This is a genomic window from Escherichia sp. WS338 (assembly GCF_046486405.1).
GTDB lineage: Bacteria > Pseudomonadota > Gammaproteobacteria > Enterobacterales > Enterobacteriaceae > Escherichia > Escherichia coli.
Genome location: NZ_JBJQLL010000023.1, coordinates 1 through 24,088, shown reverse-complemented (window position 1 = coordinate 24,088; position 24,088 = coordinate 1). Strand labels below are relative to the sequence as shown.

The following is a 24,088-nucleotide window of genomic DNA, read 5'->3' as shown; positions in this document are numbered from 1 at the left end:
AGGGGAAATTGCTATTCACGCTGATCAATGCGCTCAAAGGCGATGGCTTGATGCGAGTGCAGCTGTCATCCTCCGACAAAATGTTTGGCTTTACCCATGCAGCAGGGACTGAATTCGCCGGTGTTGCCCAACTGAAAGCCAGTACCTTCGCACTGGAACGCGACAACACCGCTGCGCTTACTGACGCGATGCTGCAGTCTGACAGTGAAAATACCACATCGGTAAAAGTGGGAGAGCAATCCATTGGTGGACTAGCCATGAATGGCGGTACGCTCACGTTCGATACGGATATACCTGCTGCGACGCTTGCGGAGGGATATATCAGCGTCGATACGCTGGTTGTCGGCGCGGGTGACTACACCTGGAAAGGCCGTAACTATCAGGTAAACGGGACGGGCGACGTGCTTATCGACGTGCCTAAACCGTGGAATGATCCCATGGCGAATAACCCTCTGACGACGCTCAATTTGCTGGAACACGATGATAGTCATGTCGGCGTTCAACTGGTGAAGGCGCAAACGGTTATTGGGTCGGGTGGCTCATTAACGTTACGTGATTTACAGGGCGACGAGGTGAAAGCGGACAAAACGTTACACATTGCACAAAACGGAACAGTGGTCGCCGAGGGTGATTATGGATTCCGCCTCACGACCGCACCTGGTGATGGTTTGTATGTTAACTATGGGCTGAAAGCGCTGAACATCCATGGTGGGCAAAAGCTGACGTTAGCCGAACATGGCGGAGCTTATGGCGCAACGGCCGATATGTCGGCAAAAATCGGTGGCGAAGGGGATCTGGCAATCAATACGGTACGACAGGTTTCGCTTTCCAACGGTCAGAACGACTATCAGGGGGCAACCTACGTTCAGATGGGGACATTACGTACCGATGCGGATGGCGCGCTGGGCAACACCCGGGAACTGAACATCAGCAACGCGGCCATCGTCGATCTTAATGGATCGACCCAGACGGTAGAGACATTCACCGGGCAAATGGGTTCGACTGTTTTGTTTAAAGAGGGGTCGCTGACGGTGAATAAAGGTGGGATCAGTCAGGGCGAACTGACAGGTGGCGGAAACCTGAATGTTACAGGGGGAACACTGGCTATCGAGGGGCTTAATGCACGCTACAATGCGTTAACCAGCATTAGCCCAAATGCGGAAGTCAGCCTCGATAATACGCAGGGGTTAGGCAGAGGAAATATTGCCAATGACGGTCTGTTAACGCTAAAAAACGTGACCGGCGAACTGCGTAATAGCATAAGCGGGAAGGGTATCGTGAGCGCAACCGCCAGGACAGACGTAGAGCTGGATGGCGATAATAGCCGCTTTGTGGGGCAATTCAACATTGATACAGGCAGCGCGCTTAGCGTCAACGAGCAGAAAAACCTGGGTGATGCTTCCGTTATCAATAATGGCCTGCTCACCATCTCCACTGAGCGTAGCTGGGTGATGACGCACAGTATCAGCGGTAGCGGTGATGTGACAAAACTGGGTACCGGGATCCTGACGCTTAACAAAGATTCCGCGGCGTATAAGGGTACGACGGATATCGTGGGTGGTGAAATTGCTTTCGGTTCCGACTCTGCCATTAATATGGCAAGTCAGCACATTAATATCCATAACAGCGGTGTGATGTCGGGAAATGTCACCACTGCAGGTGATGTGAACGTTATGCCAGGGGGGACACTGCGTGTCGCTAAAACCACTGTCGGCGGTAACCTGGAGAATGGTGGCACGGTTCAAATGAACAGCGAAGGGGGGAAACCGGGGAATGTACTGACCGTTAACGGTAACTATACCGGAAACAATGGCCTGATGACGTTCAACGCGACGCTGGGCGGCGATAATTCGCCCACCGATAAGATGAACGTAAAAGGCGATACCCAAGGGAATAGCCGCATGTCGAAGATGCATGCGGCTTAATATTGCCGACTTCAAACGACTTTTAAATCCTCCTTTTTATCCGCGATCGCGGATATCACAGTGTTTATCCCGTAGAGCGGATAAGATGTGTTTCCAGATTGACTTATCCTCACTAAAGGATAAAACTGATAATATCCCCTTAAGCGGATAAATTTGCTGTGGACGTATGACATGATGAGCTTTCAGAAGATCTATAGCCCAACGCAATTGGCGAATGCAATGAAACTGGTTCGCCAGCAAAATGGCTGGACGCAGAGCGAGCTGGCGAAAAAAATTGGTATTAAGCAGGCGACGATTTCCAATTTCGAAAACAACCCTGACAATACCACGCTGACGACCTTTTTTAAGATTTTACAGTCGCTTGAACTCTCAATGACGCTATGCGACACGAAAAATGCCTCGCCAGAATCAACAGAACAGCAAGATCTGGAGTGGTAATGCCTAAACTTGTCACTTGGATGAACAACCAGCGGGTAGGCGAGTTAACGAAGTTAGCCAATGGCGCGCACACCTTTAAGTATGCACCGGAGTGGTTAGCCAGCCGTTATGCCAGACCGTTGTCACTTTCGCTGCCATTGCAGAGGGGGAATATCACCTCTGATGCCGTATTTAACTTCTTCGATAACCTGTTACCCGATAGCCCGATTGTACGTGATCGGATCGTTAAACGTTATCATGCTAAATCCAGACAACCGTTTGATTTATTGTCAGAAATAGGGCGAGACAGCGTTGGTGCCGTAACGTTATTACCCGAAAATGAAACCATAACGCGCCCGATAATGGCATGGGAACAGCTCACTGAAGCCAGGCTTGAAGAAGTATTAACGGCTTATAAAGCAGATATCCCTCTGGGCATGATTAGAGAAGAAAATGACTTTCGCATCTCGGTTGCTGGCGCGCAGGAGAAGACAGCGCTGCTCAGAATAGGCAATGACTGGTGCATTCCGAAAGGAATAACGCCGACGACGCACATCATTAAATTACCGATTGGCGAAATCAGGCAGCCCAATGCGACGCTCGATCTCAGCCAAAGCGTTGATAATGAGTATTACTGTCTGCTGCTGGCGAAAGAACTTGGGTTGAATGTGCCGGACGCAGAAATCATTAAAGCGGGAAATGTGCGCGCGTTAGCGGTCGAACGTTTTGACAGGCGTTGGAATGCTGAGCGAACGGTTTTACTTCGCTTGCCACAGGAGGATATGTGTCAGACATTCGGTTTACCTTCATCGGTGAAATATGAATCAGATGGAGGCCCAGGCATCGCGCGGATCATGGCTTTTTTGATGGGGTCCAGCGAGGCGCTGAAAGATCGCTATGATTTTATGAAGTTTCAGGTGTTCCAGTGGTTGATTGGCGCAACGGATGGCCATGCAAAAAACTTCTCCGTATTTATTCAGGCTGGCGGCAGTTATCGACTCACGCCATTTTACGACATCATTTCAGCATTTCCGGTATTGGGTGGTGCAGGAATACACATCAGCGATCTCAAACTTTCCGGAGAACGTGGTGACGGCAGTTGAAACCAATGTGTTGAGGTTGCACCGTCGGTTAAGCCGAGAATGGTATTAAGTAAGATATGGGGTGTGGCCGTTGTTAATGAGCAGGACAATCATGACCGCCAACGGCTGGATTCTCCCTTGGTTTATGTTGGTGCGCATAATGTATATTATGTTAAATTGAATCTGAGTGATGATGCAGAGTGATTTTCCGGTCGACGTTATTACTTCAAGGTTCCAGAACATAAAGCCTCTCCTCTTTCATAATTGGCCTGTGCATACCGGATATAGGCTGGCTGGTATGCAGGTTTGCCGTTTGCCGCATCTTCTCAGCGTTGAAGAGTCAGGCTGGCAAACCGCGTGCAAATGAACACCCCCTCTTTCCATCAACATTTCAGACAGCTTGCGGGAATGAGTCCACTCCGGTATCGGAAATGGCTAAGCCTCAATGAAGCCAGGCGACTGATGCTGAATGAACATTACGATGTCACCACTGCAGCCTATGCTGTCGGTTACGAAAGCTTATCCCATTTCAGTCGGGAATATTCGCGGATGCACGGCTTACCATTGCCCTTGGCTTAGCAACTGCGGTATTTCCCGTTGACGCAGAGTATTATTTTAATCCACGGTTTTTAAGCAATGATCTTGCTGAATCTGTCGATTTATCCGCCTTTACTAAGGGACGCGAGGCACCACCTGGTACATATCGGGTCGACATTTATTTGAACGACGAATTTATGACTAGTCGGGATATTACTTTTATTGCAGATGATAATAACGCAGATCTCATCCCATGCCTGAGTACAGATCTTCTTGTCAGTCTTGGCATAAAAAAATCTGCATTATTAGACAATAAGGAACATTCGGCAGAAAAACATGTGTCGGACAACAGCGCATGCACACCACTTCGGGATCGTTTGGCTGACGCATCATCTGAGTTTAATGTTGGTCAGCAACATCTATCACTCTCCGTTCCGCAAATTTATGTTGGCAGAATGGCTCGCGGCTATGTTTCTCCGGATCTGTGGGAAGAAGGAATAAATGCTGGGCTACTAAACTATAGTTTTAATGGTAATTCTATTAATAATCGTAGTAACCATAATGCAGGAAAATCCAACTATGCATATTTGAATTTACAGAGTGGCATCAACATTGGTAGTTGGCGACTGCGCGATAACTCAACGTGGAGTTATAACAGTGGGAGTAGCAATTCATCTGACAGCAATAAATGGCAGCATATCAATACGTCGGCTGAACGTGACATTATTCCCTTACGCTCACGCTTAACGGTAGGTGATAGTTATACCGATGGCGATATTTTTGATAGTGTAAACTTTCGTGGCCTCAAAATAAATTCAACAGAAGCGATGTTGCCCGATAGCCAACATGGTTTCGCTCCGGTGATTCATGGTATTGCCCGCGGCACCGCACAAGTGAGTGTAAAACAGAATGGATACGATGTTTATCAGACTACTGTCCCACCCGGCCCTTTTACTATTGATGATATCAACTCTGCGGCCAATGGTGGTGATCTGCAAGTAACCATAAAAGAGGCAGACGGCAGTATTCAGACATTATATGTTCCTTATTCGTCTGTTCCGGTTCTCCAACGTGCTGGATATACGCGTTATGCGCTTGCCATGGGGGAATATCGTAGTGGAAATAACCTGCAAAGCTCCCCCAAGTTCATACAAGGTAGCTTGATGCATGGACTGGAAGGAAACTGGACACCTTATGGCGGAATGCAAATTGCAGAAGATTATCAGGCCTTCAACCTTGGTATTGGTAAAGATTTAGGACTTTTTGGTGCCTTTTCTTTCGATATCACGCAGGCCAATACGACACTTGCAGATGGCACCCGTCACAGCGGGCAATCGATTAAATCCGTCTACAGCAAATCCTTCTACCAGACGGGAACCAATATCCAGGTCGCAGGATATCGCTATTCTACGCAAGGTTTTTATAACTTATCCGACAGTGCCTACAGTCGAATGAGTGGTTACACCGTCAAGCCTCCTACCGGAGACAGCAATGAGAAGACACAATTTATTGATTATTTTAATCTGTTCTACAGTAAGCGTGGTCAGGAACAAATAAGCATCTCTCAGCAGCTTGGAAATTACGGTACGACATTTTTCAGTGCCAGTCGCCAAAGTTACTGGAACACGTCACGCAGCGACCAGCAAATATCATTTGGATTAAATGTGCCGTTTAGTGATATTACGACTTCGCTGAATTACAGCTATTCCAATAATATATGGCAAAACGATCGGGATCATTTACTTGCTTTTACGCTTAATGTTCCCTTCAGTCATTGGATGCGTACAGACAGTCAGTCGGCATTTCGTAATTCAAACGCCAGTTACAGTATGTCAAACGATTTGAAAGGCGGCATGACCAATCTATCGGGAGTTTATGGCACTCTGCTGCCGGATAATAACCTGAATTATAGTGTTCAGGTCGGTAACACCCACGGGGGTAATACATCGTCTGGCACCAGTGGTTACAGTTCTCTTAATTATCGTGGGGCTTACGGTAATACGAATATCGGTTACAGTCGGAGTGGTGACAGCAGCCAGATTTATTACGGAATGAGTGGTGGCATTATTGCTCATGCTGATGGCATCACCTTTGGACAGCCGCTGGGCGACACAATGGTTCTGGTTAAGGCTCCTGGCGCTGATAATGTCAAAATAGAGAACCAGACCGGTATTCATACCGACTGGCGTGGCTATGCCATATTACCATTTGCGACAGAATATAGAGAAAATCGTGTCGCTCTTAACGCGAATTCCCTTGCAGATAATGTTGAACTGGATGAAACCGTTGTCACTGTCATCCCAACTCACGGTGCTATTGCCAGAGCAACATTTAATGCACAAATCGGCGGGAAAGTATTAATGACGTTGAAGTACGGTAATAAGAGCGTTCCATTCGGTGCAATTGTCACACACGGAGAGAATAAAAATGGCAGCATTGTCGCGGAAAACGGTCAGGTTTATCTGACTGGACTTCCACAGTCAGGGAAATTACAGGTTTCATGGGGCAAAGATAAAAACTCAAACTGTATTGTCGAGTACAAGCTTCCTGAAGTTTCTCCTGGTACCTTACTGAACCAGCAGACAGCAATCTGTCGCTAAGGAACAATAGATTATGAAATACAATAACATTATTTTCCTCGGTTTATGTCTGGGATTAACCACCTATTCTGCTTTATCCGCAGATAGCGTTATTAAAATTAGCGGGCGCGTCCTCGATTATGGCTGCACAGTCTCATCGGATTCGCTTAATTTTACCGTAGATCTCCAAAAAAACAGTGCCAGACAATTTCCAACGACCGGTAGCACAAGTCCAGCCGTCCCTTTTCAGATTACGTTAAGTGAATGCAGTAAAGGGACAACGGGGGTTCGGGTTGCATTTAACGGTATTGAGGATGCAGAAAATAATACTCTGTTGAAACTGGATGAAGGAAGCAATACGGCCTCCGGTTTGGGTATAGAAATACTGGACGGAAATATGCGTCCGGTGAAATTGAATGACCTTCATGCCGGGATGCAGTGGATCCCACTGGTACCAGAACAGAACAATATTTTGCCTTACTCCGCTCGTCTGAAGTCAACTCAGAAGTCCGTCAATCCGGGACTGGTGAGGGCTTCGGCAACCTTTACCCTTGAATTTCAATAATCAGAGTCAGATATGAAAAGACTTCACAAGAGGTTCCTGTTAGCTACGTTTTGCGCGTTATTCACAGCAACTCTCCAGGCCGCCGATGTCACTATCACTGTTAATGGTCGGGTAGTCGCTAAACCCTGCACTATTCAAACCAAAGAAGCTAACGTTAATCTCGGGGATCTTTATACACGCAATCTGCAACAACCTGGTTCTGCATCAGGCTGGCACAATATTACTTTGTCATTAACCGATTGTCCGGTTGAAACAAGTGCAGTGACGGCAATCGTGACAGGTTCAACTGACAATACGGGTTATTACAAAAATGAAGGTACTGCCGAAAATATTCAGATAGAGCTAAGGGATGACCAGGATGCGACGTTAAAAAATGGCGATAGCAAAACGGTTATTGTTGATGAGATCACTCGTAATGCACAGTTTCCACTTAAGGCAAGAGCTATCACGGTGAATGGAAACGCAAACCAGGGAACGATCGAGGCGCTAATCAATGTGATCTACACCTGGCAATAACGTCGATTCGATTTTCTTAGCCTCCTTTTTAAATCAATTTTTTAACCTTAGGATATATCATGGGTAAAACAATAAGTATGAAGCTTCTGTTCGGTATTTATCTTCTATTAATGGCAGGCAAAGTTTTTGCCTTCAGTTGTAATGTCGATGGCGGGTCAAGTATTGGAGCAGGTACAACCTCTGTTTATGTTAATCTCGACCCTGTAATACAACCGGGCCAGAATCTGGTTGTAGACTTGTCTCAGCATATAAGTTGCTGGAATGATTACGGCGGCTGGTACGACACCGATCATATAAACCTGGTACAAGGCTCAGCTTTCGCAGGCTCCCTACAGTCATATAAAGGATCACTGTACTGGAATAATGTGACCTACCCCTTCCCGTTGACGACAAATACCAACGTATTGGATATTGGTGATAAGACACCGATGCCATTACCGTTAAAACTCTATATTACCCCAGTCGGAGCGGCCGGTGGAGTTGTCATAAAAGCAGGGGAAGTTATTGCCCGTATTCATATGTACAAAATTGCCACGTTAGGAAGCGGAAATCCACGTAATTTTACGTGGAATATTATTTCAAATAACAGTGTTGTTATGCCAACAGGCGGTTGCACCGTTGATAGTCGTAATGTCAACGTGAATCTCCCGGACTTTCCTGGAAGCGCAGAAATCCCCCTTGGCGTATATTGCTCAAGTGAACAAAAGCTCTCATTTTATCTTTCGGGTGCTACCACTGACAGTGCCAGACAAGTGTTTGCTAACACAGCACCAGATGCAACAAAAGCATCGGGAGTGGGTGTCTCTCTGATGCGTAATGGAAAAATACTGGCTACGGGAGAAAATGTTTCCCTCGGAACAGTAAATAAGAGCAAAGTACCTCTGGGTTTAAGCGCAACCTATGGACAAACAGGAAACAAAGTTTCAGCCGGAACCGTCCAGTCAGTCATTGGTGTCACTTTTATCTATGAATAATTGTGATTTTGACATTAGTCTATGCGTTCCATTCACGAAAATTGTGCGGATAATTATTTTGTGAAGGCTATTATCCTACACTTGTAAGAAAATCCGCGCACAATTGAAGCCAGAGTCTTATTTTTTATATTGAAAAACATGTTAATTTAAACACTATGAGAGATGATGCTTAACTTATCGTATTTATACCATTCCATTATTTAACGATAATAGATTAAAAATAGAAAGAGAGTAGTCCCCTACTCTTATATATCCAGGTTGATGATAAACCTATTATATATACTGTGCATCATCGCTATTACAAATCCTAATAATTCATTTCCACACAGGATAAGCAGATGAAGAAAAAAATTGAATCCTACCAGGGAGCTGCCGGTGGTTGGGGTGCTGTTAAATCCGTAGCGAATGCAGTACGTAAGCAGATGGATATACGCCAGGATGTTATTGCCATGTTTGACATGAATAAGCCAGAGGGCTTTGACTGTCCGGGTTGTGCATGGCCAGATCCTAAGCACAGTGCGTCATTCGACATTTGTGAAAACGGCGCAAAAGCAATCGCCTGGGAAGTCACGGATAAGCAGGTAAATGCCTCTTTCTTTGCTGAGAATACGGTTCAATCATTACTTACCTGGGGAGATCACGAGCTTGAGGCTGCGGGGCGTCTCACCCAGCCTTTGAAATATGATGCCGTCAGCGACTGTTACAAGCCATTAAGCTGGCAACAAGCTTTCGACGAAATTGGCGCACGCCTTCAAAGCTATAGTGATCCCAATCAGGTTGAATTCTATACTTCGGGCCGCACTTCCAATGAAGCTGCCTTTCTTTATCAGCTTTTTGCCCGTGAATACGGGAGCAATAACTTCCCCGACTGCTCCAACATGTGCCATGAACCGACCAGTGTGGGTTTGGCAGCGAGTATCGGTGTAGGTAAAGGGACCGTGTTGCTGGAAGACTTTGAGAAATGCGATTTAGTCATTTGCATTGGGCATAACCCTGGTACAAACCACCCTCGCATGTTGACTTCGTTGCGCGCTTTAGTGAAACGGGGAGCGAAAATGATCGCCATCAATCCTCTACAGGAACGTGGCCTGGAGCGATTTACCGCACCGCAAAACCCGTTTGAAATGCTGACGAACTCTGAGACTCCGTTGGCCAGTGCCTACTACAACGTGCGCATTGGTGGTGATATGGCGTTGCTCAAGGGGATGATGCGCCTGTTAATTGAGCGCGATGATGCTGCAAGCGCCGCAGGTCGGCCCTCATTGCTGGATGACGAATTTATTCAAACGCATACCGTCGGCTTTGACGAGCTACGCCGTGACGTGCTCAATTCCGAGTGGAAAGATATCGAACGTATTTCTGGATTAAGTCAGACTCAAATCGCCGAACTGGCTGATGCATATGCCGCTGCCGAACGAACCATTATCTGTTACGGAATGGGGATCACTCAGCACGAACATGGTACCCAGAATGTACAGCAACTGGTCAATCTGCTGTTGATGAAAGGTAACATTGGCAAGCCTGGTGCGGGTATCTGCCCACTACGAGGTCACTCTAATGTACAGGGCGACCGAACCGTCGGTATCACCGAGAAACCGTCTGCAGAGTTTCTGGCTCGCCTGGGTGAGCGCTATGGTTTCACCCCACCTCATGCACCTGGACATGCTGCAATTGCCAGCATGCAAGCAATATGTACGGGGCAGGCTCGCGCATTGATCTGCATGGGGGGCAACTTTGCACTGGCAATGCCAGATCGGGAAGCGAGCGCTGTACCGTTAACGCAATTAGATCTGGCGGTACACGTTGCCACTAAGCTTAACCGCTCTCATCTGCTGACCGCACGGCATAGCTATATTCTGCCGGTTCTGGGACGCAGCGAGATTGACATGCAAAAAAGCGGTGCGCAGGCGGTAACCGTTGAGGATTCAATGTCGATGATTCATGCCTCGCGTGGCGTGTTAAAACCCGCCGGTGTAATGCTGAAATCAGAGTGTGCAGTGGTTGCGGGAATCGCGCAGGCAGCACTCCCCCAGAGCGTGGTAGCCTGGGAGTATCTGGTGGAAGATTATGATCGCATTCGCAATGACATTGAAGCTGTACTGCCAGAGTTCGCCGACTATAACCAGCGCATCCGACATCCTGGAGGTTTTCACCTGATAAACGCAGCTGCTGAAAGGCGCTGGAGGACGTCGTCAGGTAAGGCTAATTTCATTACCAGTAAAGGGCTGTTAGAAGATCCCTCTTCAGCGTTTAACAGTAAGCTAGTCATGGCGACAGTACGCAGTCACGATCAGTACAACACGACGATTTATGGTATGGATGATCGCTATCGAGGGGTATTCGGTCAACGAGATGTGGTCTTTATGAGTGCTAAACAAGCTAAAATTTGCCGTGTAAAAAACGGCGAAAGAGTTAATCTTATTGCGCTTACGCCAGACGGTAAGCGAAGCTCACGCCGCATGGATAGATTAAAAGTGGTCATTTACCCTATGGCTGACCGCTCACTGGTGACCTATTTTCCAGAATCGAATCACATGCTAACACTTGATAACCACGATCCATTAAGTGGCATTCCAGGCTATAAAAGTATTCCGGTTGAATTAGAACCATCAAATTAATGCCTCTTCTCATTTCTTCTGCTGTCATCCGCACAGCAGAAGAATTCCTCATTGACTATTATCGCGCAATTTGCTCACATGGATTAAATTAAACCACATCCTATAAGATATAAACTTCTGCCTACAGCTGTAAGAAACTCCGCTCAGTACTGAAGTGCCAGTCCTATTTCCTCTTTTCTCCAGCCTGTTATATTAAGCATACTGATTAACGATTTTTAACGTTATCCGCTAAATTAACATATTTGAAATGCATGCGACCACAGTGAAAAACAAAATCACGCAAAGAGACAACTATAAAGAAATCATGTCTGTAATTGTGGTTGTCTTATTACTGACACTTACGTTGATAGCCATTTTTTCGGCAATTGATCAGCTGGGTATTTCAGAAATGGGTCGCATTGCAAGAGATCTTACACATTTCATTATCAATAGTTTGCAAGACTGAAAATAAACAGCAAATTATAAATATGAAATGTTAAAAAATTATCGATAAAAACTTTATTATTTTAAGGAGATAAAATGTCGCTCGTTTGTTCTGTTATATTTATTCATCATGCCTTCAACGCTAACATTTTAGATAAAGATTACGCCTTCTCTGACGGCGAGATCCTGATGGTAGATAACGCTGTTCGTACGCATTTTGAACCTTATGAGCGGCATTTCAAAGAAATCGGATTTAATGAAAACACCATTAAAAAATATCTACAATGCACTAACATCCAGACAGTGACGATGCCTGTTCCTGCGAAGTTTTTACGTGCTTCAAATGTACCGACTGGATTGCTTAATGAAATGATTGCTTATCTCAACTCGGAAGAACGCAATCATCATAACTTTTCAGAACTTTTGCTTTTTTCTTGCCTGTCTATTTTTGCCACATGCAAAGGTTTCATTACACTATTAACTAACGGTGTGCTATCCGTTTCCGGGAAAGTGAGAAATATTGTCAACATGAAGCTGGCGCACCCATGGAAGCTGAAAGATATTTGTGACTGCCTGTACATTAGTGAAAGCCTGTTGAAGAAAAAACTAAAGCAAGAGCAAACGACATTCTCACAGATTCTTTTAGATGCCAGAATGCAGCACGCAAAAAATTTGATACGCGTAGAAGGTTCAGTCAATAAAATTGCCGAACAATGTGGTTATGCGAGTACATCTTATTTTATTTATGCGTTCCGCAAACATTTCGGCAACAGTCCGAAGAGAGTTTCTAAGGAGTACCGTTGTCAAAGGCACACGGGTATGAACACGGATAACACGATGAGTGCTTTAGCTATTTGATTATTTGCTAACGAGTAGTCAACCACGCACGTTACGTAGAAATTAAAATGGGGCAGCCATTCCCTGCCCCGCGTTGTTTTTAGGCGATATATTATTGAAATAAATAAGTGACATTCATCACATATTTATGCATTTGCATAACCTGTTGCATGATTATTTATGATCTCAATTCGGAATTTTGTCAGTAAAATACAATAATTTATTAAATATCAATAGATTAGTTGTTTATCTGCGAGAAATTACTTAGTAGAATAGAAAGTAATGTCAACAGTTTATGGACTGTTATTTCTCTTTTTTTAGCTTAATCTGCTATCTCTTTATGTGACTAACTTCACTTACATCCACTTATTTCTCTTCGTAAAATTACTTTGGAATTAAGTACAATAAGAAGAGGAACATTTATGAAGTCTGCATTAAAGAAAAGTGTCGTAAGTACCTCGATATCTTTGATACTGGCATCTGGTATGGCTGCATTTGCTGCTCATGCGGCAGATGATGTAAAGCTGAAAGCAACCAAAACAAACGTTGCTTTCTCAGACTTTACGCCGACTGAATACAGTACCAAGGGAAAGCCAAATATTATCGTACTGACTATGGATGATCTTGGTTATGGACAACTTCCTTTTGATAAGGGATCTTTTGACCCAAAAACAATGGAAAATCGTGAAGTTGTCGATACCTACAAAATAGGGATAGATAAAGCCATTGAAGCTGCGCAAAAATCAACGCCGACGCTCCTGTCATTAATGGATGAAGGCGTACGTTTTACTAACGGCTATGTGGCGCACGGTGTTTCCGGCCCCTCCCGCGCCGCAATAATGACCGGTCGAGCGCCCGCCCGCTTTGGTGTCTATTCCAATACCGATGCTCAGGATGGTATTCCGCTAACAGAAACTTTCCTGCCTGAATTATTCCAGAATCATGGTTATTACACTGCAGCAGTAGGTAAATGGCACTTGTCAAAAATCAGTAATGTGCCGGTACCGGAAGATAAACAAACGCGTGACTATCATGACAACTTCACCACCTATTCTGCGGAAGAATGGCAACCGCAAAACCGTGGCTTTGATTACTTTATGGGATTCCACGCTGCAGGAACGGCATATTACAACTCCCCTTCACTGTTCAAAAACCGTGAACGCGTCCCCGCAAAAGGTTATATCAGCGATCAGTTAACCGATGAGGCAATTGGCGTTGTTGATCGTGCCAAAACACTTGACCAGCCTTTTATGCTTTACCTGGCTTATAATGCTCCGCATCTGCCAAATGATAATCCTGCACCGGAGCAATATCAGAAGCAATTTAATACCGGTAGTCAAACAGCAGATAACTACTACGCTTCCGTTTATTCTGTTGATCAGGGTGTAAAACGCATTCTCGAACAACTGAAGAAAAACGGACAGTATGACAATACTATTATTCTCTTTACCTCCGATAATGGTGCGGTTATCGATGGTCCTCTGCCGCTGAACGGGGCGCAAAAAGGCTATAAGAGTCAGACCTATCCTGGCGGTACTCACACCCCAATGTTTATGTGGTGGAAAGGAAAACTTCAACCCGGTAATTATGACAAGCTGATTTCCGCAATGGATTTCTACCCGACAGCTCTTGATGCAGCCGATATCAGCATTCCAAAAGACCTAAAGCTGGATGGCGTTTCCTTGCTGCCGTGGTTGCAGGATAAGAAACAAGGCGAGCCACATAAAAATCTGACCTGGATAACCTCTTATTCTCACTGGTTTGATGAAGAAAATATTCCCTTCTGGGATAATTACCACAAATTTGTCCGCCATCAGTCAGACGATTACCCGCATAACCCCAACACCGAGGACTTAAGCCAATTCTCTTATACGGTGAGAAATAACGATTATTCGCTTGTCTATACAGTAGAAAACAATCAGTTAGGTCTCTACAAACTGACGGATCTACAGCAAAAAGATAACATTGCCGCCGCCAATCCGCAGGTCGTTAAAGAGATGCAAGGCGTGGTAAGAGAGTTTATCGACAGCAGCCAGCCACCGCTTAGCGAGGTAAATCAGGAGAAGTTTAACAATATCAAGAAAGCACTAAGCGAAGCGAAATAACTAAACCTTCATGCGGCGGATTTTTCCGCCGCCTTATTGAGCGAGATAGCGATGCACGTTACAGCCAAGCCCTCCAGTTTTCAATGTAATCTCAAATGTGATTACTGTTTTTACCTTGAAAAAGAGTCGCAGTTTACTCATGAAAAATGGATGGATGACAGCACTCTGAAAGAGTTCATCAAACAATATATCGCAGCGTCTGGCAATCAGGTCTATTTTACCTGGCAAGGGGGTGAACCCACTCTGGCTGGCCTGGATTTTTTCCGTAAAGTTATTCACTATCAACAACGCTATGCAGGCCAAAAACGTATTTTTAATGCATTACAAACGAATGGCATTTTATTGAATAATGAATGGTGTGCCTTTCTCAAAGAACATGAGTTTCTGGTTGGTATCTCGATCGATGGCCCCCAAGAGCTACATGACCGTTACAGACGCAGTAATTCAGGTAACGGTACTTTTGCAAAAGTGATAGCAGCCATCGAGCGTCTGAAATCATATCAAATAGAGTTTAATACGTTAACCGTTATTAATAACATTAATGTCCATTACCCTCTTGAGGTTTATCATTTTTTAAAATCTATCGGCAGTAAACATATGCAATTTATCGAATTGCTCGAAACCGGGACGCCGAATATTGATTTCAGTGGTCATACTGAGAATACATTCCGTATCATTGATTTTTCTGTGCCTCCCACGGCTTATGGCAAGTTTATGTCAACCATTTTTATGCAATGGGTTAAAAACGATGTGGGTGAAATTTTCATCCGTCAGTTTGAAAGCTTTGTCAGCCGTTTTTTGGGGAATGGGCATACCAGTTGTATTTTCCAGGAGTCCTGCAAGGATAATCTGGTTGTTGAAAGTAATGGAGACATTTACGAATGCGACCATTTTGTCTATCCACAGTACAAAATTGGAAACATTAATAAATCGGAACTCAAAACGATGAACAGTGTACAACTGACAGCGCAAAAAAAACGGATTTCAGCGAAATGTCAGCAATGTGTATATAAACCTATCTGCAATGGTGGTTGCCCTAAGCATCGTATTACTAAAGTAAACAATGAGACTATTTCCTATTTTTGCGAAGGTTATAAAATCCTTTTTTCAACCATGGTACCTTATATGAACGCCATGGTGGAGTTAGCCAAGAACAGAGTACCGCTTTACCACATTATGGATGTTGCAAAACAAATGGAGAATAATTAATAACGCTCCTTCTTTGCTCCAGTCTTAGCCTCCGTCTTATGACCTTAACAAAGCACCCGACATAAATTCCTGTTGGGTGTTTCGTCATCATCATCTTCCCTTGCGAAAATTCTGGCTTACGCGGCATGCGTCAGGGCATTAGCAATACCCTTGATTATCAATAGCATAACCATAACCACTGAAAATGAAATATTTCTTTATATTTCATATTGTTAAATGATACTTAAATAAATTTCATCAGTAAATCATTGCCATAGATAATCATTGGATGGCACAATCAATTTTCGCTAATGATAACCATTCCCATTACGTTTTGTATGTTGATAGCAAAGTATCTCTGTCTGCTGAAGCCATTTTGGCTGCGTAAGAATAATAAAACTTCAGTGTTGTTAATCATTATTATCCTCGCCATGATCCTTGGCGTGGTTAAAATTCAGGTCTGGTTAAACGACTGGAATAATGATTTTTTCAATGCGCTAAGCCAGAAAGAAACCGATAAGCTTTGGCAGCTTGTCCTTTGGTTCCCTGCCCTGCTGGGGATCTTTGTATTAATATCCGTAAACAAAACATGGCTAATTAAACTACTGACTATTCGCTGGCGCGAATGGTTAACAGATTACTACCTTAATCGCTGGTTTGCAGATAAAAACTACTACTTCACGCAGATCTACGGTGAGCATAAAAATACAGATAACCCTGACCAACGTATCGCTGAGGACATTCTCTTACTGATCAGTAAAACGCTCAGCCTTTCATTTGGCTTCATCCAGTCACTTAGCATGTTGATCACCTTTACCGTTATTCTTTGGCAAAGCGCGGGTACGCTCTCATTCACTGTTGGTGGAACAGAATGGAATATCCAGGGGTATATGGTCTATACCGTTGTGCTCATTGTGATCGGTGGAACTTTATTTACCCATAAGGTTGGTAAACGTATTCGTCCGCTTAATGTGGAAAAACAACGTAGCGAAGCGACATTTCGAACTAATCTTGTGCAGCATAATAAGCAGGCAGAACTGATTGCGCTAAGCAATGCTGAGTCTCTACAACGCCAGGAGTTAAGCGACAATTTTCATACCATTAAAGAGAACTGGCATCGTTTAATGAATCGTCAGCGGTGGCTTGATTACTGGCAGAATATTTATTCGCGCTCGCTTAGCGTTCTTCCCTACTTTCTGTTATTGCCGCAGTTTATTAGCGGACAGATCAATCTGGGCGGACTGATGAAATCGCGCCAGGCATTTATGCTGGTATCGAACAATTTAAGCTGGTTTATTTATAAATATGACGAACTTGCTGAACTGGCTGCGGTTATCGATCGTTTGTATGAGTTCCATCAACTCACCGAACAGCGCCCTACGAATAAGCCTAAAAATTGCCAACATGCGGTACAAGTGGCTGACGCGAGTATTCGTACTCCTGATAATAAGATCATATTAGAGAACCTGAACTTTCATGTTTCGCCAGGCAAATGGCTATTACTGAAAGGTTACTCTGGTGCGGGAAAAACCACACTGCTTAAAACATTATCCCACTGCTGGCCGTGGTTTAAAGGTGATATTTCTTCTCCTGCTGACAGTTGGTATGTGTCACAAACACCGTTAATCAAAACCGGCTTACTGAAAGAGATAATTTGTAAAGCACTTCCCCTGTCCGTAGACGATAAATCGTTGAGCGAAGTACTGCATCAGGTTGGTCTGGGGAAATTGGCTGCGCGTATTCATGACCACGATCGCTGGGGCGATATTCTTTCCAGCGGCGAAAAACAACGTATCGCCCTGGCACGATTAATTTTACGACGTCCGAAATGGATATTTCTTGACGAAACTACCTCTCATCTTGAGGAACAAGAGGCTATCCGCTTACTGCGTTTAGTGCGTGAAAAACTACCCACAAGCGGCGTCATTATGGTTACACATCAACCCGGTGTCTGGAACCTGGCTGATGATATTTGTGACATTAGCGCGGTTATATAAAAACAATAAAAGCCCTGCTGTACGGAGATATAAATAAATGAAGCGAGTTCTTATTCCTGGCGTCATTTTATGTGGCGCTGATGTAGCGCAGGCCGTCGATGACAAAAACATGTACATGCATGTTTTTGAAGAGATGACGGTCTATGCTCCTGTCCCTGTACCCGTAAACGGCAACACGCATTACACCAGTGAAAGCATCGAGCGTTTACCGACCGGGAATGGCAATATCAGCGATCTGCTGAGAACCAACCCTGCGGTGCGCATGGATTCAACGCAAAGTACCTCATTGAACCAGGGAGATATTCGCCCGGAGAAAATCTCTATTCACGGTGCGTCGCCCTACCAGAATGCCTATTTGATTGATGGTATTAGTGCAACTAATAACCTGAACCCAGCGAATGAGTCCGATGCCAGTAGTGCAACCAATATTAGCGGGATGTCACAGGGCTATTATCTTGATGTCAGCTTACTGGACAATGTGACGCTTTATGACAGTTTTGTGCCGGTTGAATTCGGTCGCTTCAATGGCGGGGTAATTGATGCAAAGATCAAACGCTTCAACGCTGATGATAGCAGCGTGAAACTGGGTTATCGCACTACGCGTTCGGACTGGTTAACATCGCATATCGATGAGAATAACAAGAGCGCATTTAATCAAGGTTCTTCAGGAAGTACTTATTACTCTCCAGATTTTAAAAAGAACTTTTATACCTTGTCGTTTAATCAGGAACTCGCTGATAACTTTGGCGTTACCGCCGGTTTATCGCGCCGCCAGTCTGATATCACCCGCGCGGATTATGTTTCGAATGACGGCATTGTCGCCGGTCGGGCACAGTATAAAAACGTTATCGATACCGCATTGAGCAAATTTACTTGGTTTGCCAGCGACCGCTTTACCCACGATTTTACCTTAAAATATACCGGCTCCAGTCGTGATTATAATACCAGCACCTTCCCGCAGTCTGATCGCGAAATGGGTAATAAATCCTACGGTCTGGCATGGGATATGGATACGCAGCTCGCATGGGCCAAACTACGTACTACCGTTGGTTGGGATCATATTAGTGATTATACCCGTCACGATCATGACATCTGGTACACCGAACTTTCATGTACATATGGTGATATTTCAGGTCGTTGCACCCGTGGTGGATTAGGACACATTTCCCAGGCTGTAGATAATTACACCTTCAAAACACGCCTGGACTGGCAAAAATTCGCCGTGGGTGATGTTTCGCATCAACCCTACTTCGGCGCGGAATACATCTATTCCGATGCATGGACTGAACGCCATAACCAGTCTGAATCCTATGTGATTAATGCTGCAGGAAAGAAAACTAACCATACCATTTACCATAAAGGTAAAGGCAGTCTGGGAATTGACAACTACACGCTGTATATGGCGGATCGCATTAGCTGGCGGAATGTGTCGTTAATGCCCGGTGTGCGGTATGACTATGACAACTATCTGTCAAACCACAATATCTCCCCGCGATTTATGACGGAATGGGATATTTTTGCTGATCAAACCTCAATGATTACCGCCGGTTATAACCGTTACTATGGCGGGAATATTCTTGATATGGGATTACGTGATATCCGCAATAGCTGGACGGAATCGGTATCAGGCAATAAAACCCTGACGCGTTATCAGGATTTGAAAACGCCTTATAACGATGAACTGGCAATGGGGTTGCAGCAGAAAATCGGTAAGAACGTTATTGCGCGTGCAAACTATGTTTATCGTGAAGCGCATGATCAAATCAGTAAAAGCAGTCGTACCGACAGCGCGACTAAAACCACCATTACTGAATATAACAACGACGGCAAAACTAAAACGCATTCGTTCAACCTCAGTTTTGAACTGGCCGAACCCCTGCATATCAGCCAGGTAGATATTAACCCGCAAATTGTCTTTAGCTATATCAAGAGCAAGGGCAACTTGTCGTTAAACAATGGTTATGAGGAAAGCAATACCGGTGATAACCAGGTGGTTTATAACGGTAATCTGGTCTCTTACGATAGCGTTCCAGTGGCAGATTTTAATAACCCATTAAAGATCTCCTTAAACATGGATTTCACGCATCAACCGAGCGGGTTGGTGTGGGCGAATACGCTGGCCTGGCAAGAAGCGCGTAAAGCTCGCATTATCCTGGGTAAGACGAATGCGCAATACATCAGCGAATATTCAGATTACAAGCAGTATGTTGACGAAAAACTGGATAGCAGCTTGACCTGGGACACCCGCTTGTCCTGGACGCCACAATTTCTGAAACAACAAAACCTGACGATCAGTGCCGATATTCTCAATGTACTGGATAGCAAAACCGCGGTTGATACAACGAATACCGGTGTGGCGACCTACGCCAGTGGCCGTACTTTCTGGCTTGATGTCAGCATGAAATTTTAATAGTTCGGATTTTACTTAACCGGGTAAATTTGCCCGGTTTTCGCATGGAGATAATTATGAGAAACCTCTGTTTCTTACTGACGTTAGTGGCAACTCTGTTGCTCCCCGGGCGACTGATTGCCGCCGCCTTACCGCAGGATGAAAAGTTAATTACCGGGCAACTGGACAATGGCTTGCGATATATGATTTATCCGCATGCTCAACCAAAGGATCAGGTAAATTTATGGCTGCAAATTCATACCGGTTCATTGCAGGAAGAAGACAATGAGCGCGGCGTGGCTCATTTTGTAGAACATATGATGTTTAACGGCACAAAAACATGGCCGGGTAATAAAGTCATCGAAACATTTGAGTCAATGGGCCTGCGTTTTGGTCGCGATGTTAATGCCTATACCAGCTATGACGAAACAGTGTATCAGGTGAGTTTGCCGACTACGCAGAAACAAAATCTGCAACAAGTGATGGCAATCTTCAGTGAATGGAGTAATGCCGCAACCTTTGAAAAACTCGAAGTAGACGCTGAACGCGGCGTAATTACTGAGGAATGGCGTGCCCATCAGGATGCGAAATGGCGCACCTCTCAGGCGCGCCGCCCTTTCCTGCTGGCAAATACCCGTAATTTAGACCGTGAACCTATCGGCCTGATGGATACCGTCGCCACGGTCACACCGGCACAATTGCGCCAATTTTATCAACGCTGGTATCAACCAAATAATATGACCTTTATTGTGGTCGGCGATATCGACAGTAAAGAAGCGCTGGCGCTGATAAAGGATAATTTAAGTAAGCTTCCGGCTAACAAAGCAGCTGAAAATCGCGTCTGGCCGACAAAAGCCGAAAACCACCTGCGCTTTAATATCATCAATGATAAAGAAAACCGGGTGAACGGCATCGCACTCTATTATCGCCTGCCAATGGTACAAGTGAACGATGAGCAAAGCTTTATCGAACAAGCTGAATGGAGCATGTTGGTTCAGCTGTTCAACCAACGTCTGCAGGAACGCATACAGTCGGGCGAGTTGAAGACTATCTCTGGCGGCACTGCGCGCAGCGTCAAAATTGCACCCGATTATCAGTCGCTGTTTTTCCGTGTAAATGCACGAGACGATAATATGCAGGATGCTGCGAATGCATTAATGGCAGAGTTGGCAACCATTGATCAGCATGGTTTTTCTGCTGAAGAACTCGATGATGTCAAATCTACCCGCCTCACCTGGCTGAAAAATGCGGTTGATCAGCAAGCTGAACGTGATTTACGTATGCTGACCAGTCGCCTGGCATCCAGCTCATTAAATAATACGCCGTTCTTGTCGCCGGAAGAGACATATCAACTTTCGAAACGTCTGTGGCAGCAAATTACCGTGCAAAGTCTGGCGGAAAAATGGCAGCAGTTAAGAAAGAACCAGGACGCATTTTGGGAGCAAATGGTAAACAATGAAGTTGCCGCCAAAAAAGCATTGTCTCCTGCGGCTATCCTGGCGCTGGAAAAAGAGTACGCCAACAAAAAGCTGGCGGCTTACATCTTCCCAGGCAGAAATTTATCGTTAACAGTAGACGCTGACCCTCAGGCGGAAATTAGAAGCAAAGAAACGCTGGCTGAGAATATGACATCATTAACACTTTCTAATGGTGCCAGGGTTATTCTGGCAAAATCCGCGGGTGAAGAGCAAAAGCTACAAATTACTGCCGTATCGAATAAAGGCGATTTAAGTTTCCCTGCGCAGCAAAAATCACTTATCGCGCTGGCAAATAAAGCAGTAAGCGGAAGCGGCGTTGGTGAACTCTCCTCTTCCAGCCTGAAACGCTGGAGTGCGGAAAACTCGGTAACCATGAGCAGTAAAGTCAGTGGCATGAATACATTGCTCTCTGTTAGCGCGCGGACTAATAACCCTGAACCTGGTTTCCAGTTGATTAACCAGCGAATCACCCACAGCAAGATTAACGACAATATTTGGGCATCGCTACAAAATGCTCAAATTCAGGCGTTGAAAACGCTCGACCAGCGTCCAGCGGAGAAATTCGCCCAGCAGATGTATGAGACGCGTTATGCTGATGACCGCACGAAATTACTGCAAGAAAATCAGATTGCACAGTTTACTGCCGCAGATGCGCTGGCTGCCGATCGCCAGTTGTTTTCATCTCCAGCGGATATCACGTTTGTCATTGTCGGTGATGTCGCAGAAGACAAACTCGTGGCGTTAATTACGCGTTACTTAGGATCAATCAAACACTCTGATTCGCCATTAGCCGCAGGTAAACCATTAACTCGCGCGACGGACAATGCATCGGTTACGGTAAAAGAACAAAATGAACCTGTGGCACAGGTTTCACAGTGGAAGCGTTATGATTCCCGGACACCGGTTAATCTGGCGACGCGTATGGCGCTCGATGCTTTTAACGTCGCACTGGCAAAAGATCTACGCATTAATATTCGTGAACAGGCCTCTGGGGCATACAGCGTTTCTTCTCGCCTCTCGGTTGATCCTCAGGCCAAAGATATCAGTCATTTGCTGGCTTTTACTTGTCAACCAGAACGACATGATGAACTGTTAACGTTAGCGAATGAAGTGATGGTTAAGCGTCTGGCTAAAGGGATCAGTGAGCAAGAACTGAACGAATACCAGCAAAACGTTCAGCGCAGCCTCGATATCCAACAGCGTAGCGTTCAACAATTAGCGAACACCATTGTAAATAGTCTTATTCAATATGACGATCCTGCAGCATGGACTGAGCAGGAGCAATTGTTGAAACAAATGACGGTAGAGAATGTTAACACTACCGTTAAACAATATCTTTCTCATCCGGTAAATACTTATACCGGAGTATTATTGCCAAAATAATAACAGCCCCGTCAACACCTCGTTGGCGGGGATTTTATCAATATTCGCTATTTTTATGTAATAATTTTATAAATGCGTTCAAAATAATAACCAAGTACTAATAGTGATATTTTAAGGTCTGATTTTTACGTGATAATTCAGGAGGCGTAGAAAGTGCATAAAAATAACAGCATAAAACACCTTGCCACCACCCAAGAATTCAATAATATATTGATTTTCAATGATAAAATATTATTCGCATAATATCTCACGATAAATAACATTAGGATTTTGTTATTTAAACACGAGTCCTTTGCACTTGCTTACTTTATCGATAAATCCTACTTTTTTAATGCGATCCAATCATTTTAAGGAGTTTAAAATGGATAAGAAGCAAGTAACGGATTTAAGGTCGGAACTACTCGATTCACGTTTTGGTGCTAAGTCTATTTCCACTATCGCAGAATCAAAACGTTTTCCGCTGCACGAAATGCGCGATGATGTCGCATTCCAGATTATCAATGACGAATTATATCTTGATGGCAACGCTCGTCAGAACCTGGCCACTTTCTGCCAGACCTGGGACGACGAAAATGTCCATAAGTTGATGGATTTATCCATTAACAAAAACTGGATCGACAAAGAAGAATATCCGCAATCTGCAGCCATCGACCTGCGTTGCGTAAACATGGTTGCAGATCTGTGGCATGCGCCTGCGCCGAAAAATGGTCAGGCCGTTGGCACCAACACCATTGGTTCTTCCGAGGCCTGTATGCTCGGCGGGATGGCGATGAAATGGCGTTGGCGCAAGCGTATGGAAGCTGCAGGCAAACCAACGGATAAACCAAACCTGGTGTGCGGTCCGGTGCAAATCTGCTGGCATAAATTCGCCCGCTACTGGGATGTGGAGCTGCGTGAGATCCCTATGCGCCCCGGTCAGTTGTTTATGGACCCGAAACGCATGATTGAAGCCTGCGACGAAAACACCATCGGCGTGGTGCCGACTTTCGGCGTGACCTACACCGGTAACTATGAGTTCCCGCAGCCGCTGCACGATGCGCTGGATAAATTCCAGGCCGACACCGGTATCGACATC

The 24,088-nt window shown here is 45.0% G+C and carries 15 protein-coding genes and 3 pseudogenes; 17 read left to right on the top strand and 1 reads right to left on the bottom strand.

Going from position 1 to position 24,088, the window contains the following annotated elements:
* Positions 1-14: 14 nt before the first annotated feature.
* The 13 genes and pseudogenes from ACJHWT_RS18190 to ACJHWT_RS18130 all read left to right on the top strand — a co-directional run.
* Positions 15-1,904: pseudogene (locus ACJHWT_RS18190) on the top strand (autotransporter barrel domain-containing lipoprotein); the annotation flags it as partial.
* A 192-nt stretch (positions 1,905-2,096) separates the two neighbouring features.
* Positions 2,097-2,363: a type II toxin-antitoxin system antitoxin HipB gene (gene hipB / locus ACJHWT_RS18185; RefSeq protein ID WP_001296726.1), complete on the top strand. Its 267-nt coding sequence runs from the start codon at positions 2,097-2,099 to the stop codon at positions 2,361-2,363.
* A pseudogene (locus tag ACJHWT_RS18180) lies at positions 2,363-3,494 on the top strand (type II toxin-antitoxin system HipA family toxin). The gene hipB and the pseudogene ACJHWT_RS18180 overlap by 1 nt, the downstream one beginning before the upstream one ends.
* A gap of 275 nt (positions 3,495-3,769) precedes the next feature.
* Positions 3,770-4,003: pseudogene (locus ACJHWT_RS18175) on the top strand (helix-turn-helix domain-containing protein); the annotation flags it as partial.
* Positions 3,946-6,561, top strand: a complete 2,616-nt coding sequence (locus ACJHWT_RS18170) for a fimbria/pilus outer membrane usher protein (protein WP_410232349.1) — start codon at positions 3,946-3,948, stop codon at positions 6,559-6,561. The pseudogene ACJHWT_RS18175 and the gene ACJHWT_RS18170, both read left to right, overlap by 58 nt.
* A 13-nt stretch (positions 6,562-6,574) precedes the next feature.
* Complete coding sequence (locus ACJHWT_RS18165) at positions 6,575-7,105, top strand: fimbrial protein (RefSeq protein ID WP_000876770.1); 531 nt, start codon at positions 6,575-6,577, stop codon at positions 7,103-7,105.
* Positions 7,106-7,117: 12 nt separating this feature from the next.
* The gene (locus ACJHWT_RS18160; protein WP_410232348.1) at positions 7,118-7,621 is read left to right on the top strand and encodes a fimbrial protein; all 504 of its coding nucleotides are present in this window, start codon (positions 7,118-7,120) and stop codon (positions 7,619-7,621) included.
* Positions 7,622-7,680: 59 nt separating this feature from the next.
* Positions 7,681-8,595 (top strand): fimbrial protein, encoded by a 915-nt coding sequence (locus ACJHWT_RS18155; RefSeq protein ID WP_000520697.1) that lies wholly within the window; start codon positions 7,681-7,683, stop codon positions 8,593-8,595.
* 338 nt (positions 8,596-8,933) lie between these two features.
* Positions 8,934-11,213 (top strand): acid resistance putative oxidoreductase YdeP, encoded by a 2,280-nt coding sequence (ydeP, locus tag ACJHWT_RS18150; RefSeq protein WP_001695739.1) that lies wholly within the window; start codon positions 8,934-8,936, stop codon positions 11,211-11,213.
* Between the two features lie 247 nt (positions 11,214-11,460).
* On the top strand, positions 11,461-11,658 hold the full coding sequence (safA, locus tag ACJHWT_RS18145) for a two-component system connector SafA (RefSeq protein ID WP_000543389.1): 198 nt from the start codon (positions 11,461-11,463) through the stop codon (positions 11,656-11,658).
* A gap of 74 nt (positions 11,659-11,732) precedes the next feature.
* Positions 11,733-12,494, top strand: a complete 762-nt coding sequence (ydeO, locus tag ACJHWT_RS18140; protein WP_000060464.1) for an acid stress response transcriptional regulator YdeO — start codon at positions 11,733-11,735, stop codon at positions 12,492-12,494.
* Between the two features lie 401 nt (positions 12,495-12,895).
* Positions 12,896-14,578: a sulfatase-like hydrolase/transferase gene (locus ACJHWT_RS18135; protein ID WP_001695737.1), complete on the top strand. Its 1,683-nt coding sequence runs from the start codon at positions 12,896-12,898 to the stop codon at positions 14,576-14,578.
* Between the two features lie 51 nt (positions 14,579-14,629).
* Positions 14,630-15,787: an anaerobic sulfatase maturase gene (locus ACJHWT_RS18130; protein WP_001317828.1), complete on the top strand. Its 1,158-nt coding sequence runs from the start codon at positions 14,630-14,632 to the stop codon at positions 15,785-15,787.
* Here ACJHWT_RS18130 and ACJHWT_RS18125 read toward each other — a convergent pair.
* Complete coding sequence (locus tag ACJHWT_RS18125) at positions 15,753-15,875, bottom strand: hypothetical protein (protein ID WP_122134692.1); 123 nt, start codon at positions 15,873-15,875, stop codon at positions 15,753-15,755. The two genes, ACJHWT_RS18130 and ACJHWT_RS18125, sit on opposite strands and share 35 nt — an antisense overlap.
* A gap of 202 nt (positions 15,876-16,077) precedes the next feature.
* Here ACJHWT_RS18125 and ACJHWT_RS18120 point away from each other — a divergent pair, with 202 nt between their 5' ends.
* From ACJHWT_RS18120 to ACJHWT_RS18105, 4 genes are all read left to right on the top strand, one after another.
* Positions 16,078-17,763, top strand: a complete 1,686-nt coding sequence (locus ACJHWT_RS18120) for an ABC transporter ATP-binding protein/permease (RefSeq protein ID WP_000628553.1) — start codon at positions 16,078-16,080, stop codon at positions 17,761-17,763.
* Between the two features lie 37 nt (positions 17,764-17,800).
* Entirely contained in the window at positions 17,801-20,173 is a 2,373-nt protein-coding gene (locus ACJHWT_RS18115; protein ID WP_000832481.1) for a TonB-dependent receptor plug domain-containing protein, read from the top strand.
* 56 nt (positions 20,174-20,229) lie between these two features.
* The gene (locus tag ACJHWT_RS18110) at positions 20,230-23,013 is read left to right on the top strand and encodes a M16 family metallopeptidase (protein ID WP_001317825.1); all 2,784 of its coding nucleotides are present in this window, start codon (positions 20,230-20,232) and stop codon (positions 23,011-23,013) included.
* A gap of 361 nt (positions 23,014-23,374) precedes the next feature.
* A partial coding sequence (locus ACJHWT_RS18105) for a pyridoxal-dependent decarboxylase (RefSeq protein WP_032180546.1) occupies positions 23,375-24,088 on the top strand: 714 nt, incomplete at its 3' end.

Excerpts from the sequence above, each read along its gene's own strand:
- ACJHWT_RS18155 (WP_000520697.1), top strand. The coding sequence starts at position 7,681 with ATGGGTAAAACAATAAGTATGAAGCTTCTGTTCGGTATTTATCTTCTA.
- hipB (WP_001296726.1), top strand. The coding sequence starts at position 2,097 with ATGATGAGCTTTCAGAAGATCTATAGCCCAACGCAATTGGCGAATGCA.
- ACJHWT_RS18130 (WP_001317828.1), top strand. The coding sequence starts at position 14,630 with ATGCACGTTACAGCCAAGCCCTCCAGTTTTCAATGTAATCTCAAATGT.
- ACJHWT_RS18110 (WP_001317825.1), top strand. The coding sequence starts at position 20,230 with ATGAGAAACCTCTGTTTCTTACTGACGTTAGTGGCAACTCTGTTGCTC.
- ACJHWT_RS18165 (WP_000876770.1), top strand. The coding sequence starts at position 6,575 with ATGAAATACAATAACATTATTTTCCTCGGTTTATGTCTGGGATTAACC.
- safA (WP_000543389.1), top strand. The coding sequence starts at position 11,461 with ATGCATGCGACCACAGTGAAAAACAAAATCACGCAAAGAGACAACTAT.
- ACJHWT_RS18160 (WP_410232348.1), top strand. The coding sequence starts at position 7,118 with ATGAAAAGACTTCACAAGAGGTTCCTGTTAGCTACGTTTTGCGCGTTA.
- ACJHWT_RS18120 (WP_000628553.1), top strand. The coding sequence starts at position 16,078 with ATGATAACCATTCCCATTACGTTTTGTATGTTGATAGCAAAGTATCTC.
- ydeP (WP_001695739.1), top strand. The coding sequence starts at position 8,934 with ATGAAGAAAAAAATTGAATCCTACCAGGGAGCTGCCGGTGGTTGGGGT.
- ACJHWT_RS18135 (WP_001695737.1), top strand. The coding sequence starts at position 12,896 with ATGAAGTCTGCATTAAAGAAAAGTGTCGTAAGTACCTCGATATCTTTG.
- ydeO (WP_000060464.1), top strand. The coding sequence starts at position 11,733 with ATGTCGCTCGTTTGTTCTGTTATATTTATTCATCATGCCTTCAACGCT.
- ACJHWT_RS18115 (WP_000832481.1), top strand. The coding sequence starts at position 17,801 with ATGAAGCGAGTTCTTATTCCTGGCGTCATTTTATGTGGCGCTGATGTA.
- ACJHWT_RS18125 (WP_122134692.1), bottom strand. The coding sequence starts at position 15,875 with ATGACGAAACACCCAACAGGAATTTATGTCGGGTGCTTTGTTAAGGTC.